Annotated in this window: 13 protein-coding genes, 1 pseudogene and 1 riboswitch; of the genes and pseudogenes, 8 read left to right on the forward strand and 6 right to left on the reverse strand. The window is 62.7% G+C overall.

Translation table 11 applies throughout. The features are described 5' to 3' along the window. The 3 genes and pseudogenes from BC360_RS08050 to BC360_RS32100 form a co-directional block, all read left to right on the forward strand. Positions 1-466, forward strand: a pseudogene (locus BC360_RS08050) (hypothetical protein); the annotation flags it as partial. Between the two features lie 160 nt (positions 467-626). Beyond that, positions 627-2,147, forward strand: coding sequence for a diguanylate cyclase domain-containing protein (locus BC360_RS08055; protein WP_065794866.1), 1,521 nt, complete (start codon positions 627-629; stop codon positions 2,145-2,147). Continuing rightward, positions 2,144-2,287: a hypothetical protein gene (locus tag BC360_RS32100; RefSeq protein ID WP_161491364.1), complete on the forward strand. Its 144-nt coding sequence runs from the start codon at positions 2,144-2,146 to the stop codon at positions 2,285-2,287. Before BC360_RS08055 ends, BC360_RS32100 begins: the two co-directional genes overlap by 4 nt. Positions 2,288-2,334: 47 nt before the next feature. On the opposite strand, the gene BC360_RS08060 is transcribed toward BC360_RS32100, so the two are convergent. Beyond that, a complete protein-coding gene (locus BC360_RS08060) occupies positions 2,335-3,360 on the reverse strand; it encodes a LacI family DNA-binding transcriptional regulator (RefSeq protein ID WP_065780063.1) in 1,026 nt (341 codons plus the stop codon). Positions 3,361-3,460: 100 nt separating this feature from the next. Between BC360_RS08060 and BC360_RS08065 the strand changes: the two genes are divergently transcribed. The 3 genes from BC360_RS08065 to bluB all read left to right on the forward strand — a co-directional run bounded on the left by BC360_RS08065 (position 3,461) and on the right by bluB (position 6,716). Further along, positions 3,461-4,654: a phytanoyl-CoA dioxygenase family protein gene (locus BC360_RS08065; protein WP_065794867.1), complete on the forward strand. Its 1,194-nt coding sequence runs from the start codon at positions 3,461-3,463 to the stop codon at positions 4,652-4,654. 91 nt (positions 4,655-4,745) lie between these two features. Beyond that, the gene (locus BC360_RS08070) at positions 4,746-5,567 is read left to right on the forward strand and encodes an SDR family oxidoreductase (RefSeq protein WP_065780067.1); all 822 of its coding nucleotides are present in this window, start codon (positions 4,746-4,748) and stop codon (positions 5,565-5,567) included. A 97-nt stretch (positions 5,568-5,664) separates the two neighbouring features. After that, positions 5,665-5,874, forward strand: a riboswitch (cobalamin riboswitch). A 44-nt stretch (positions 5,875-5,918) separates the two neighbouring features. Further along, positions 5,919-6,716: a 5,6-dimethylbenzimidazole synthase gene (gene bluB, locus BC360_RS08075; RefSeq protein ID WP_065794868.1), complete on the forward strand. Its 798-nt coding sequence runs from the start codon at positions 5,919-5,921 to the stop codon at positions 6,714-6,716. On the opposite strand, the gene BC360_RS08080 is transcribed toward bluB, so the two are convergent. The 4 genes from BC360_RS08080 to BC360_RS08095 all read right to left on the reverse strand — a co-directional run bounded on the left by BC360_RS08080 (position 6,625) and on the right by BC360_RS08095 (position 11,914). Further along, positions 6,625-7,710: a DUF2865 domain-containing protein gene (locus BC360_RS08080; protein ID WP_065794924.1), complete on the reverse strand. Its 1,086-nt coding sequence runs from the start codon at positions 7,708-7,710 to the stop codon at positions 6,625-6,627. The genes bluB and BC360_RS08080 overlap by 92 nt on opposite strands. 177 nt (positions 7,711-7,887) lie before the next feature. Next, positions 7,888-8,532, reverse strand: a complete 645-nt coding sequence (locus BC360_RS08085; protein WP_065794869.1) for an acyl-homoserine-lactone synthase — start codon at positions 8,530-8,532, stop codon at positions 7,888-7,890. Positions 8,533-8,686: 154 nt separating this feature from the next. Further along, positions 8,687-9,424, reverse strand: a complete 738-nt coding sequence (locus BC360_RS08090) for a helix-turn-helix transcriptional regulator (RefSeq protein ID WP_065780075.1) — start codon at positions 9,422-9,424, stop codon at positions 8,687-8,689. A gap of 177 nt (positions 9,425-9,601) precedes the next feature. Beyond that, a complete protein-coding gene (locus tag BC360_RS08095) occupies positions 9,602-11,914 on the reverse strand; it encodes an NADP-dependent malic enzyme (RefSeq protein ID WP_065780077.1) in 2,313 nt (770 codons plus the stop codon). A gap of 175 nt (positions 11,915-12,089) precedes the next feature. Between BC360_RS08095 and BC360_RS08100 the strand changes: the two genes are divergently transcribed. Both BC360_RS08100 and BC360_RS08105 read left to right on the forward strand, forming a co-directional pair. After that, a complete protein-coding gene (locus BC360_RS08100) occupies positions 12,090-12,932 on the forward strand; it encodes a UDP-2,3-diacylglucosamine diphosphatase (protein WP_065794870.1) in 843 nt (280 codons plus the stop codon). Between the two features lie 104 nt (positions 12,933-13,036). After that, positions 13,037-14,257, forward strand: coding sequence for an MFS transporter (locus BC360_RS08105; protein WP_065780081.1), 1,221 nt, complete (start codon positions 13,037-13,039; stop codon positions 14,255-14,257). Here BC360_RS08105 and dgcA read toward each other — a convergent pair. After that, positions 14,209-15,192, reverse strand: a complete 984-nt coding sequence (gene dgcA, locus BC360_RS08110; protein ID WP_065794871.1) for an N-acetyl-D-Glu racemase DgcA — start codon at positions 15,190-15,192, stop codon at positions 14,209-14,211. The two genes, BC360_RS08105 and dgcA, sit on opposite strands and share 49 nt — an antisense overlap. Between the last annotated feature and the right edge of the window lie 22 nt (positions 15,193-15,214).

The raw sequence follows: 15,214 nt of genomic DNA on the forward strand, positions 1-15,214 counted from the left end.
GTCTACTCCGATCATTGTATCCTTCGTCACGGTTGCCGTCCTTTCCGCTCAGTGGCCCTTAACACCACTTTTCTGGCACATCTTGATGCCGTCTGGGAGGGCGGCAACCACCCCATCTGATATGGTGGGCTTCCTCGAGACCCAGCCGCTCGACCTGTTTGCCGCTGCCGCCTTCGGCAAGGGCGAACGGGTGCTGGAGATCGTCGATGAAAAGCCGGAATTGCTCGACATCCCCTTCGGACAATTCCGTGGGCGTGGGCGTCCAAACCCGCAGAGCGACTGGATGACGCCGCTTGCCATTGCGGTCGTCCACAGGAGACCGACGGTGGTGAAGCTGCTGCTCGAAAAAGGCGCGAATGCCAACCTGCGCGGTGGCACGGGAACAGGCTCGATCCGCGACATGGCGCGCGACGAAGGCGACGAGGAGATAATCTTGTTGTTGCGCCGGGCGTTGCCTTCCAACTAGCGGTCGCACGACTACAGATTGCTGGTTTTACTAGGCGGTTGAAGTCTTTAAGGCTTTCAATACCAGCTTGCTTAAACTAAATTTCTGCTTTGATCTTTAGGGTGGCGTCTGACCGGTGCCACCCTTCGCCCTTGACGGCTGGCCCGATGAGGGGGGTGGCGTGATCGAACAAAAGTTTCGGCAATCGAAGCGCAACAAGGCGGTCTGGGCGATCCACGCGGCCTGCACCTTGGTCGCGATCCTGACGATCGCCAGCCTCATCTTCGTTCTCAACCGCTCCGTCGTCGAGGCCGACCGCTTCGGCCTTTCGGCAGAGCGTCGGCTGGTGGCGAACGAATTGCGGCACCAGATGGAAGCCGCCGTGCAATTCCAGGCGCAGATTTCTTTCTGGAACGACACCTATGCCGAACTGGCATCCGGGCGGATAGGCGATACCTTCGTCGCAGAACAGTTGGCCGGCTGGCTGTGGGAGGATTACGGCTTCTCCTGGCTGATCTTCAGCGATGCTGACGGACATGTTTCGACCGCTCTGAGGGACGGATTGCTCGTGCCGACAGGGGTGGCCGGAGCCCCGCTTCGCGAGGTCGACGATCTGCTCGACGAGGCCCGGCGCCGTTACGACAATGCGCTGAGAAACAACGGCGGAAGCTATATGCTCGACATCACCAGGCCCGACCGGCAATCGGTGGCGCCGGTCGTGCCCGGTATCCATGCCGTCGATCTGCGTGAAATTCAGGGTCAGATGAGCATCGCCGTGGTTCAGGCGGTGATCCCCGAAACGCTGCAGGTTCCTGCCGCGCGTCGCGAGCCTGTGTTCATGCTCTCGGTTCGTCCGCTGACGGCGAAGTTGATACGGGAAATCGAGACAAGGCTCGGCGTGACCAGCCTGACCTTCGTGCCGCTATCGCAGCGGTCGGCCAACAGCGTGCATGTCTCCGCAGGCCGTTGCGCGGACGCCTCCTGCCTTGTCATAGCCTGGACGCCCAAATCCCCTGGCGGCTTCGTGCGTGCGGAGATCCTGCCGAGCGTCATCGTTATCGCGATCGTGGCGGCTTTGCTGATGGCCTTCGTAGCTCTCCGGTTCTCGACGGTCTTTGCCGCCCTTCAGCAGAGCGAGGCGCGAAACCGCCACATGGCGAAACACGATCGCCTCACCGGGCTCCTCAATCGCAGTGGTTTTGACGATGCGCTCGCTGCGGCTCTCCTTGACGTCAAGAACCGGCCGTTCGCGCTGATCTACGCCGACCTCGACGAGTTCAAGGCCGTCAACGACCGGCAAGGACATGCGGCGGGCGATGCTGTCTTGATGACAATCGCCGAACGATACCGCCTCAGAGTCGGCACACGGGGCACAGTCGCCCGTCTGGGCGGCGACGAGTTCGCCGTCATTCTACGGTCAGCCGCCAAGGAAGCAGATGCATCCGAACTTGCTGCCGGTCTCATCGTCGATGCGCGGACGCCGATCGAGTTCGAGGGGCAGATGCTGCGCGTCGGCGGCAGTGTCGGCATGGCCTTTGTGCCTAGGCATGGCCGCACGGCCCGCGCGCTGTTGGCAGCTGCCGACGAGGCGCTCTATCTCGCCAAGCGACGAGGACGCAATCGTGTCCAGACGGCTGATGACCTTTTGCCAGAGGACAAGATTTGGTCGCACCAAGAGACGGCCAGGCGTGAGGCCAGTTGAGGGTGTCAGTCCGACGTCGTTCCATCGGCGTGATCGAGCGGCCGCGCATCGAGACCTTCGCGCTGTCGGACGGGGCGGCGGCCCATGCCCGGCTCGAAGACCGGCGTTTTTCCGGAAAGATCGTGCTTTTGCCTGAATGAGGAACAAGCCCCGCTTGGTCGCGGGCCTGTCTTTTCAGCCACTCGGCTCAGGCAACGGGCACATTGTAGGGCGTGATCACCTCGACGGCGGAGAGCTGGCTGCCGCTGAGCTTTTGGCCGGCGCCGCTTCGTCGGGCGAGAATGGCACGGAAGGTCATGCGGGCGTCGCTGCGCAGATCATGATGCAGGACGAAATGGATCCGGCGTTGGCGCAGCAGCGCCAGATTGTCCTGGTCGAGATCATGGGCGATGAACACGGCGCAATCGCGGCCGAGGCGCTCGAAGGCGGCCAGCACGGCGCGGTTGCCACCGCCGATCGAATAGGCGGCGTTGATGTCGGCGTGCTCTGCAAGCGCCTTGGCGGCGAGCACACCCGTCTCGGCGTCCTTGCCGTAGCCTTCGCTGATCTCGACGATGCGGATCGCCGGATAATGTTCGCGCAGCACCCGGCGAAAACCGATCTCGCGTTCCTCCTCGCCACGGAAGCGGCTGCTTGAAATCGTCACCAGTACGGTCGCGGCGCTTTCGGCGAAACGTTCGCCGAGGAGATAGGCAGCCGTCTCGCCGGCCGCGCGGTTGTCGGCGCCGGCATAGGCGGTGCGTGCCGAGTTCGGCAGATCGGTGACAAGCGTGATGACCGCAATTCCCGCCTGCTCCAGGCGGGCGACAGCGCCGACGATTTCGGGCACATCAGGTGCCTTCAGCACGACGCCGTCGGTGCCGCGCAGACGGATGCGATCGAGCAGTTGCGCGATGTCGTACGGGCGCATGGTTTCGGCGAAGTGGAAACGGCAACGGAAGGTTGTCGGCATGAAGGTCGGCGCCTCGGCTTCGAATGCCTGCCTAACCGCCTCGGTGAAGCGTTCCGGCGCCTCCATCACGATGTCGATCGCGCGCTTCTGGCCCTGAACGTCCAATCCGGATTGCTGCTTCTCCAACTCTCGGATGGCGGCTCGCACCCGCGCTTCGGTCTGCCGGCGTACGCCAGGACGACCATTCAAGACGCGATCGACGGTCGCGGTGCTGAGCCCCGCTTGAAAGGCGATGTCCTTGACCAGAAACGGATGAGCCAACGACGATCCTTCCTGATGGTTTTTTGATGGATTTCTGCTCTATATCACGATTTTGCGGCGCCTATAGTCGGGACATCGAAAGTTTCTGAGGAGGAGCGGGATGAAGACCGACAACAATGCGCGCCAGCGCCTCGACCGCGTGTGGCTGAGTGAGGATGCCTGCGACATCGAAGCGTTCCGGGCCGAAGTGGAGCGCCGGACAAACCTTGCGGACTATCCGCACGCGCTCGCCTGCGAGAAGAATGTGCTGATCTATGACAGCGCCAGCCTGGTTGCTGCCTGCGCCACGGCCGAGGGACGCCGCGCCGCCTTGGCCGAGATCTGCGAGGCGCTTGCGACCGGGCCCGGCGTCGCGGTGTTCAAGCGCGCTTACGCAGACACGACGGTCATCGATGCCGCCAGCGGTATTTTCGGCGCCATTATCGATGAGCAACATCGCACCAACAGCGGCGGCGGCGATCACTTCGCCAAGCCCGGTGCCAACGACCGCATCTGGAACTCGCTCGAAAAGCACTGCCTGAAAAGCCCTGAGAGCTTCGCCGCATATTACGCCAACGCCATTATAGCGCTCGTCAGCGAAGCCTGGCTTGGTCCGAACTATCAGATGACGGCACAGGTCAATCGCGTCAATCCAGGCGGCGCATCGCAGTCGGCCCATCGCGACTACCATCTGGGCTTCCAGACCTCTGATGTCATCGAGCAGTATCCGGCGCATGTGCACCGGCTATCGCCGGTGCTGACGTTACAAGGGGCGGTTGCCCATTGCGACATGCCGCTTGAGAGCGGCCCGACGCTTTTCCTTCCCTATAGCCAGACCTATGTGCCCGGCTATCTCGCGCTGAAGCGCCCGGAGTTCCGTGCCTATTTCGATGAGCATCACGTGCAGTTGCCGCTGGAAAAGGGCGATGTCGTCTTTTTCAACCCGGCGCTGTTCCATGCGGCCGGCAGCAACCGTTCGACCGATATCAAGCGCGTTGCCAACCTGCTTCAGGTGTCGTCGGCCTTCGGGCGGGCGATGGAGACTGTCGATCGCGTCAAGATGAGCGCGGCGCTCTACCCGGCGCTTGCGGCCCTGATGGCATCGGGCACGCTTTCGGCCAGTGAGGCGGCCAATGCGATTGCGTCCTGTGCCGAGGGCTATTCCTTCCCGACCAATCTCGATCGCGATCCGCCGCTGGGCGGCCTGGCGCCGAAAACCCAGGCGCAACTGATGCATGAGGCGCTTGCGGGCAAGTGGAGCGATGCGGATTTCCGCAGCGCGCTTGACGAGCAGGCACAGCGCAAACTGAGCTGAAGGACAGGCATAGATATCTCAGGTCCCCGGCGCTCTGCGGCGGGGGCCGTTTTCCCGTTTCGATGAGACATTCACTCCTGGGAGGACTTTCATGACCGAGCAATATGGCCGTCTCGACGGCAAGATCGCCATCGTCACCGGTGGTACGCAGGGGCTGGGCGCAACGATCGCCAGCCTGTTTGCGGAACGTGGCGCGCGAGGCGTCGTCATCTGCGGACGCAACGCGGCCAAGGGCGAAGCGAAGGCCGAGCAGATCCGCAAGGCAACCGGCGCGCAGGTGCATTACGTCGAGGCCGACCTAGAAAAGGTCGAGGATGCCCGCAAGGTAGTCAGTGCCTGCGACGCGACATTCGGGCGTGTCGATGCCCTGGTCAACGCGGCGGCGATTACCGATCGCGGTACCATTCTCGACACCAGCCCCGAGCTGTTCGACCGAATGTTCGCCATCAATGTCCGTGCGCCCTTCTTCCTGATGCAGGAGGCGGTCAAGGTTATGCGCCGCGAGGGCACGCAGGGAACGATCGTCAACATCGGTTCGATGTCGGCGATGGCCGGGCAGCCGTTCATCGCCGCCTATTGCTCGTCGAAGGGCGCCCTGGAGACGCTGACCAAGAACACCGCCTATGCGCTGCTGCGCAACCGCATTCGCGTCAACGGCCTCAATATCGGCTGGATGGCTTCCGAGGGCGAAGACCGCATCCAGCGCGAGTTTCACGGGGCGGCTGCCGACTGGCTCGAAAAGGCCGCCGCCAGCCAGCCCTTCGGCCGCCTCGTCGACCCAAAAGAGGTCGCGCGTGCCTGTGCTTATCTGTCGTCGGATGAATCCGGACTGATGACGGGTTCGGTCATCTGCTTCGATCAGTCGGTCTGGGGCGGCTATGACGGCTCGCCGCATCCGGTCGCGCCGCTCTGACAGCGAGCGGCGGGTCGCAAACATCGGTCGCTGTCGATAGGCCTTGGGACTGCCGGGGCCGCCATCTCGGGCTTGCTTGTCTTTCCATTCCGCCTGTGTCCATATGGCACCGTCAGGTGCCCGCGATGCGGGAGAATCGGGAATCCGGTGTCACTCCGGAACGTGCCCAACGCTGTGACGGGGACGGCTGCCTCTAGGGATTTTGAGCTTACTCAAGGTCTTGCCACTGGATCCTCATGTGATCTGGGAAGGTGAGGCGGCCGGTTGATCCGAAGTCAGAAGACCGGCCTGGCAAGATGGACCGATATCCGCGCGGACGGCGGAAGGTTGTGCATTGTTGGGGATCGAACGATGCGGACTGACGCGAATGGCGGCCTTGCAGCCGCCGAGGCCTTTTCACCCGACGAGCGTGAAGCCGTCTATAGGGCGATCGAGACGCGCCGGGATGTCCGGGACCAGTTCTTGGCCGAGCCTTTGCCCGACGATGTGGTGATGCGCCTGCTGAATGCCGCGCACCGCGCGCCGTCGGTGGGTTTCATGCAGCCATGGAATTTTGTCGTCGTGCGCCGGGCAGAGACCCGCGAGCGAGTATGGCAGGCCTTTTCGCGCGCCAACGATGAAGCTGCACTGATGTTTGACGGTGATCGCCAAGCGAAATACCGCTCGCTGAAACTGGAGGGGATCCGCAAGGCACCGCTCAGCATCTGCGTCACCTGCGACCGCACGCGCGGCGGGGCGGTCGTTCTTGGGCGCACCCACAATCCGCAGATGGATGTTTATTCCACCGTCTGTGCCGTGCAAAATCTGTGGCTCGCCGCGCGCGCCGAAGGCGTCGGCGTCGGCTGGGTCAGCATCTTTCACGAAAGTGAGATCAAGGCGATACTCGGCATTCCCGATCACATCGAGATTGTCGCCTGGCTTTGCCTTGGCTTCGTCGACCACCTCTACCAGGAGCCTGAACTTGCGGTGAAGGGTTGGCGCCAGCGGCTGCCGCTGGAGGAACTGGTATTCGAGGAAAGTTGGGGAACGCGACGCGGTGCGGAGTCCGGCACGCTGATCAGTTGTTCTGGACCGGCTGGTAGCCCGGACCCTTCGGATGGCGTAGATCGATCGACGTTTCCTCCTGGGGAAGGAACGTCGGGCCGATGATCCGCACCTTGCTCTTGGCGGGATCGTAGGGGCGCTCTTCCGTAGCCGCTTTGGCGGCAGGGGCCGCCGCTTCCTTCTTGCCTTCGATGACCATGATTGACGATTCGCTGCTGCCGGTATTGCCGCCGCCAGCCTTGGGCGTTGTGGCCGCCGTCTTTGGAATTCGGCAGCTGCAAACTCCGGGCTTGCCGACGCCACGCGTGCGATAGGCGAAAGCGTTCGGCAGTTCCGTATAGGGGCGCCCCGTCGAGGCGGAGACCATCTGGTCGCTCTCTTCGGTTGCAAGCTCGTGGAAGAAGAGTTCAGTTTCCGCGTCCGGGCAACGGGCGCGGCAGGCCTGCTCGTCGCGGGCGAAATCCGCCGGGCTCGCCTCGGACGAGATCGGGAAGAAGGCGCCGTCACAGGTGCGCACGCACATGGTGCGAAGCGTGCCGGAATAGACGCCGCTTTCCGGCGGGTAGGTGCCTGCTTCGTGGTCCCGTAGCATCGGGCCGTAGGATTCGTCCGGCGGCAGATCGCGCAGGATGTTGCGATGCGTTTCCGGCTCATCCGGGTCGGCGCTGGCGAACTCCTCGCGATCGCCGTAACAACCGTTGATTTCGAGCGCGGCCAGGATGCGTCGTCGCGTATCGTCGCCATCGCCTGACATGAGCTGCTGGCGCTCTGACTTGAGGATGCGCAGATTGTCTTCCATCTCGGCGATCAGGCTGTTGATGTCGGCGCAGATATTCGGGTCGCCGCCGTTGAAGACGACGACGCTGCCCGTGCCGCAGCCGGCGCGTCGGCGGTCGTTGCGCGCCCGGCGCAACTCGATGTTCTGCCTGGAAATCGCGCTCGCATAGTCGCGCGTGTCGGCCGTTGTCGCGATGGCGGCGGGGAATTCGGCAAGCCGGGTGTTCAGGCGGTCGCATACGCTGGAGGCCAGCGCCTGATCGGCCAGAACCAGAAGCAACGGCAGGCTCGCCGCCGCAAGGGTTTTGATGTTCCGGAACAAGGCGAACGTCTCTTCCTGCAACCGCACGGGCGCCACCCTTGTTGTGCGGGATCGGTCGCCGCCGGCAATTCCTGTTTTCGCCCTATCATAAGGCTTGTCGCCGCCGGTGCAACGACAAGCCTCGCATTGCGTTAACAGCTCCGTCCGATGGGAGGAACGGACGGTGCTGATCCGAGATCAGGCGGCGCGCGCCGCTTCCAGCGACATCGGCCGTTCGAGAACCGTACCGTCGATCGCTGCTACTGCCTTCATGGTACTGAGCAGCGACGGCGTCACCTCCCAGGCGACTGCCACGGCATAGACTGAGCCGATCCGGTGCGGGTCGGCGATACGCTCGCCGGGGCAACCCATGCGGCGGAACATCCGCTCGAGGAAGACGTCGGTCACCGTCACGATATGGCTGATACCGGACGCAAGTCCGAGTTCACCGACACCACACATCAGTTCTGCGGCGGCCACGGTCACCTGGTTCGAGGCGCGGTCCTGGGAGATCTCCGGGTCGATGCAGAAGCGGCTCGATTCCCAGATCGAGGCGCTGCGGATCTGCGGGTTGTCGCCAAGCAGGATCGGAAACGTATCGTCCAGCATGTTGGGGCCGAGCGTCGGCAGCAATCTCAGCGATCCGCGCAGCTTTCCCGTCTCCGGCGAATAGGACAGCACATAGAGCGGATTCGACTTGTCATAATTGTCGATCTCCCATTCCCCATCGGTCTGCACGTCCCATTTCAGGAAATCGTGGAAGACGCGCTTGCGCAGCTTGAACATCTCGTCGATGGCCTGTGGGTGCTGTCCGCGTGTCCTGCCGTTGAGGATCCTGATCATCGTTTTCTCCATCCTTGCTTTGGGGGATGGCGCGATGCTGTCAGTCCTGCGGCAGTGACGAAACTGTCGGTAGTGACAGTTCCGGAAACGGCTTTTTCCCTCTAAATTTCGATGGGTTTTCAGATGAGTGAAGGAGGAACGTCTTGGAGCGGGATCAAACCGTCGGGATCAGCGCATGGCGAACGGCCTGCGCTACGGCCTGCGTGTTGGAAACGACGTTGAGCTTTCGGCGGGCGTTGGTCATGAAGAAACGCACGGTGCGCTCGGAAATGCCGAGAATAGTGGCAATCTCCCAGTAGCTTTTACCGGCCGCCGACCAGGTCAAAACCTCGGTTTCACGGCCTGTCAGGCGCATTTCGCGCGTGTTCAGCCCCCCGGTCATGGCTGCATTCTCAAGCATGCCGGCGTGAAACAGGTTGGCGGCGAGCTGGAAGTCGCGCAGGTGGTTGCGCCGATAGATCGACCACTCTGCGGCCGACATGTTGACGTTTATGGCAAGCAACGCCATGCGGCCGGCCGGCGAGGGCAGCGGCAGGGCGACACCTTCACTGGAAAGCCCGATCTCTTCGGCCGTCTTGAACAATGGCTCGCATTCGGGAAAGCGATGGCGCGCCGTTGTCCATTCCACGGGCCTGACGCCGCCGAGCGCCAGCTTGAGGATGGGGTCGATACGGTAGAGCCCCCGCGTCAGATAAAGCTCGGCCGCGTAGGCACCGAAGGTGTGGTGCAACCGGCAGATCTTGAGTTCGTCTGGGTAGGGCTCGGCTTCAAGATAAAGGAGATGAGCGATGCGAAAGGTACGGCGCATCAACGTAAAGAAATGGGCCGGCTCGATACAGCCTCCGCATTCCAGGATTTCCAGCATGTCGAGGACAGCCTGTTGTTCAGTCATGCCACAACACCGATTCTTGCCCTGAAACCCCACAATGGTTGGGGGTTCACCTTTTGTCCAGAAGCAGCAGCCGTATTTGCTGTGGATTGTCGATCCCTGCAAACAATGGTTGTTGCCAGCGATCGCCAGAGCAACACAGGGCCGCCGGATGCAGCGGCCCTGTAAACGAGGGCGCCGTTAGCCCGGATGGCTGGCCTCGACGACGGCGAGTGCCGCCATGTTGACGACGCCGCGCGAGGTTACCGAAGGCGACAGGATGTGCGCCGGCAGCGCCGATCCAAGCAGGATCGGGCCGACATGCAGGCTGTCCGTCATCGTCTTGACGACGCCAAGCGTGATGTTGGCGGCATCCAGGTTAGGGAAGACCAGCAGGTTGGCTTCGCCCGACAGCGTGCTGTTGGGCATGACGCGCTGGCGCAGCACTTCGGAGATGGCGGAATCACCGTGCATTTCGCCATCGACTTCCAGGTCGGGTGCGAGTTCGCGCACAAGCTGCAGCGCCTGGCGCATCTTGGTAGCACTTTCGGAATCGCGCGAGCCGAAGTTCGAGTGCGAGACCAGAGCGGCGTGCGGCGTAATCCCGAAGCGCCGAATCTCCTGTGCCGCCATGACGGTGGTCTGGGCGATCTCTTCAGCGCTCGGGCAATAGCTGACATAGGTGTCGGTGAAGAACGTGGCGCCGCGCTGCGAGATCAGCAGACTGAGCGCGGAGAAGTCGAGTACGCCTTCGCGCTTGCCGATGATCTGCGAGACGTCGCGCAGGTGCTTGCTATAGCGTCCTTCGACGCCGCAGATCAGCGCATCGGCTTCGCCGCGCTTGAGGGCAAGAGCACCGATGACGGTGGTGTTGGTACGAACGATCGTACGCGCGGCCTCCGGTATGACGCCGAGCCGGCCGACGAGGGCGAAATAGTCCTCGACGTAGTCGCGGTAGCGCGGATCGCCCTCGGGGTTGACCACTTCGAAATCGACGTCCGGACGAACGCGCAGGCCGTAGCGACGCAGGCGCGTCTCGATGATCTGCGGACGGCCGATGAGGATCGGGCGCGCGGTTCCTTCTTCCAGCAGGACCTGGGCGGCGCGCAGCACGCGCTCGTCTTCACCCTCAGCGAAGATCACGCGGTTCTTCTGCGCATTCTTGGCGGCGGCGAAGACCGGCTTCATGATGAAGCCCGAACGGAAGACGAAGCGGTTCAGCTTGTCGAGATAGGCGTCGTAGTCCTGGATCGGACGGGTGGCGACGCCGCTTTCCTCGGCAGCCTTAGCGACGGCCGGCGCGATCCTGAGGATCAGGCGCTGGTCGAAGGGCGACGGGATCAGGTAGTCGGGACCGAAGACCGGCGTCTCACCGGAATAGGCGCGGGCGGCCACATCGGACGGCTCCTCGCGAGCAAGGCCGGCGATGGCACGGACCGCCGCCATCTTCATTTCTTCGTTGATCGTGCTTGCGCCGCAGTCGAGCGCACCGCGGAAGATATGCGGGAAGCAAAGCACGTTGTTGACCTGGTTGGGGAAATCCGAACGGCCGGTGCAGATCATTGCGTCAGGGCGTGCCGCACGGGCAGCCTCCGGCATGATTTCCGGTGTCGGGTTGGCAAGCGCCATGATCAGCGGCTTTTCGGCCATCTGCACGAGCAGTTCCGGCTTCAGCACGCCTGCAGCAGAGAGACCGAGGAAGACGTCGGCGCCACCGATGCTGTCGGCCAGCACGCGGTTGTCGCTTTCCTGGGCGTAGACCGATTTCCATTCGTCCATGAGCACTTCGCGGCCCTTATAGACGAGGCCCTCGAGGTCGTGCACCCAGATGTTCTCGCGCTTGGCGCCAAGCGTGACCAGCAGGTTGAGACAGGCGAGCGCTGCAGCACCCGCTCCGGAGGTGACGATCTTGGCCTTGGCGATGTCCTTGCCGGCCAGCTCTAGACCGTTGAGGATGGCGGCCGCAACGATGATCGCGGTGCCGTGCTGGTCGTCATGGAATACGGGGATCTGCATCCTTTCGCGCAACTGGCGCTCGACCTCGAAGCATTCCGGCGCCTTGATGTCTTCCAGGTTGATGCCGCCGAACGTCGGCTCCAGCGCCGAAATGACGTCGACCATGCGCTCGATGCTCGCCGCGTCGATCTCGATGTCGAAGACGTCGATGCCGGCGAATTTCTTGAACAGGACGGCCTTGCCTTCCATCACCGGCTTGGAGGCGAGCGGGCCGATATTGCCGAGGCCAAGAACGGCGGTGCCGTTGGAAATGACCGCGACAAGATTGGCGCGCGCCGTGTAATCGGCGGCCATTTCCGGATTGTCGCGGATGGCGATGCAGGGGGCCGCGACGCCGGGCGAATAGGCGAGCGCGAGGTCGCGCTGGTTGCCGAGCGGCTTGGTGGGCTGGATTTCGAGCTTCCCGGGGCGAGGGTAACGATGGAAGAAAAGGGCCTGCTGGTCGATGTCACCGCTGGCCGGACCTGTTTGGGATTTGGTTTTGTCGCCCGTGCTCATAGTCTGCATTCCTCTTTTTTGGACGTGGCCTTGTGGCATGAATTGCGAAGCGCGTACAGTTTTTGCGCGGTTCTTTTCAGCCGGTGCGACGAAGCGGCCGGCGTCCGTGTCATCTTCCTGAAACACGAGTCTGGTTTTGACGGGCCCCAGAAGGCGCAATCAAGACGAGGCTGGTATGATGGCGGCACCGCAAAACAACTCCGTACGACACCTCAGGACGTTGTTCATCTCCGACGTCCATCTCGGCTCCAAGGCCGCCAAAACCGACTATCTCATTGATTTTCTGCGCCACCATGAGGCGGAAACCATCGTTCTTGTCGGCGACATCGTCGATGGGTGGCGGTTGAAGCGCAGCTGGTACTGGCCGCAAAACTGCAACGACGTCGTCCAGAAGCTGCTGCGCAAGGCGCGCAAGGGCACACGCATCGTCTACATCCCCGGCAATCACGACGAGTTCATGCGCGATTTCCCGGGCGTTCACTTCGGCGGCATCGAGGTGGCGCAGCGTCATATGCACAAGGGCGCAGATGGCCGCAATTATCTGGTGCTGCACGGCGACGAGTTCGATGTGGTCGTGCGCAACGCCCGCATCCTCGCCTATCTCGGCGACTGGGCCTATGACACGGCGATCGCCATCAACATCGGCCTTGCTGCCATACGCCGCCGGCTCGGCATGCCCTATTGGTCTTTCTCGTCCTGGGCGAAGCTGCAGGTCAAACACGCCGTCAACTTCATCGGCGAGTTCCAGAAGGTGGTGGCCGACGAGGCGCGGCGCCATGACGCGCAGGGCGTGATCTGCGGCCATATCCACCACGCGGTCATCGAAGATATCGGTGATATCAGATACATCAATACCGGCGACTGGGTCGAAAGCTGCACGGCGATCGCTGAACATCACGACGGCACCATGGAACTGATCACCTGGCATCAGATGCGCGGCGGCGTCGCCGAGGCCGAGGGGGCAACGGCCGACGCGGAACGCTTGCTGGCGCAGTTGCTGACGCAACGGGCGGCCTGACAAGCACGGCGGCGAGACGCAAACTTCGCCTGTAGCGAAATCTAGGTTATGGCGATCCTGCTGTGGGCTATGCTATTGCTGGCCGATAGCCATCAGGTTCTCCCATGATTCCCTCCCAAGCGCCCGCTGCAGTGGGCCCGCCACCGCGTTATTTTACGCTTCGCACCGCCTTGCTCTTTTGCGCTCCGTTGATCGTCAACGGTTTCGCCATGCCGTATTTTCCGGTGTGGCTGACGACGCTTTCCATGAGCGATTTCGAGATCGGCGTCGTGCTGGCATTGCCGATGTTCGTACGCGTGTTCACAGCGCCGATAGCGGGCGTGATCGCCGACCGGCTCGGGGAGCGCACGATTGTCTTGATCTGGTCCGGATTCCTGTCGTTGGCGACCGCCTTTGTGCTGTTCTATGCTAGGGAGTTCTGGCCGGTTCTGATCATCTATACGCTGCAGTCGGCGGTCTATTCGCCCTATGTGCCGATCGTCGAGGCGATCGCGCTTTCCGGTGTCCGGCGCTGGGGCTTCGACTATGCGCAGATGCGGCTTTGGGGTTCCGTCGCCTTTATCGGCGCCACCATGCTTGGCGGCTGGATGATCGGTATCTTCGGTGGAGACATGGTGCTGCCGGCGATGGCGATCGGCTTCGGCCTGACGATCCTGATGGCCTTCGCGGCGCCGCGTGTCGGCCGGCCGCGGCGCCCATCACCGATCACGGCGCTGACCGAGCCTCCGCCGAAGTCGTTGCGCCAGCTTGATCTGCAGCTGCTGCTCGTCGGCGTGACGCTGGTGAACGCCAGCCACGCGATGCTCTTCGCTTTCTCGGCGATCTACTGGCAGCATATCGGCTATAGCGGCACGGAGATCGGCATTCTCTGGAGTGCGGGCGTCGCCGCCGAGGTGACGATGTTCATCTTTGCAAAAGCGATCATCCGGCGCTTCAGCGTCTGGACGATGATCCTGTCCGGCTGCTCGCTGGCCGTCCTTCGGTGGATTATCTTCCCGATGGATCTGGGCTTTTCCGGCTACTTCGTGCTGCAGTGCTTTCACGCCTTCACCTACGCGATCATGCACACCGGCATGCAGAACAAGCTCGTGGAGCGCGTCGTCGAGGAGCAGGAGGCCTCGGCCCAGGGGCTTTACTTCTTCTACACCGGCATCTTCACGGCGATCTTCACCTTCCTGTCCGGCTATCTCTATGCCTGGTACGGGGTGAACGGGTTCTATTCGATGTCGGTCGTCGCTTTTGCCGGTTGCTGCTTTGCCGTCGCCGCCTGGTACCTTCAGCCCCAGAGGCGTGGCTCCGGCGGAAAGACCAGCGAGGCTTCGTAGCGCAGGCCAGGCGTGCGATCGCGCGCCAGGAGCAGAGGACCGTCGAGGTCGACGAAATCCGCGCCCTGCGCCGCCAGGATTGCCGGTGCCATGCCGAGCGAGGTGCCGACCATGCAGCCGACCATCACCTTGAGGCCGAGCGACGTCGCCGCATCGCGCATGCGAAGCGCTTCCGTCAGCCCACCGGTCTTGTCGAGCTTGATGTTGACCGCATCATAGCGGTCGACGAGGGCCGGGAGGTCACCGGTCGCATGCACGCTCTCGTCGGCGCACACCGGAACGGGGCGGGTGATTGTGGCCAAGGCCTGATCATTGCCCGCCGGAAGCGGCTGCTCGATCAGGTCGATGCGTTGCTCGGCGCAGATGGCAAAGTGATAGGCGAGGCTGTCGGGCGTCCAACCCTCATTGGCATCGAGGATGATCCGGCTCTCCGGCGCACCTTCCCGCACGGCGCGGATGCGCGATGCATCGTCCGTTGTGCCGACCTTGATCTTGAGCAGCGCGCGGTGGGCATATTGTGCGGCCTGTTTGCGCATCGCGTCGGGCTCGGCAAGCGAGAGCGTATAGGCTGTCGTCAATGTTCCAGGTGAAGAGAGGCCGGCAAGCTCGTGGACAGATTTGTCTTTCTGCTTTGCCTCCAGATCCCAGAGAGCGCAATCGACGGCGTTGCGGGCGGCACCCGGCTGCATCGCCGTCTGCAGTTCCAGGCGCGTCAGCCCCGATTCGATCCGGGGGCGAATGGCTTCGATCTCGGCGAGCACCGAGGCAATGGTTTCGTTGTAGCGGCCATAGGGCACGCATTCGCCCCAACCGCCGATGCCATCCTTGGTGATTCGGCAGGTCACCACGCTTGCCGTGGTCTTCGAACCACGCGAAATCGTGAATGTGCCCGCAATCGGGAAGTCTTCGGTTGTCGCTTCGAGCACAGTTGACATGAAATCTTCTCCGGCGGGGCTT

This window comes from Ensifer sp. LC163 (assembly GCF_001695855.1).
Lineage (GTDB): Bacteria > Pseudomonadota > Alphaproteobacteria > Rhizobiales > Rhizobiaceae > Ensifer.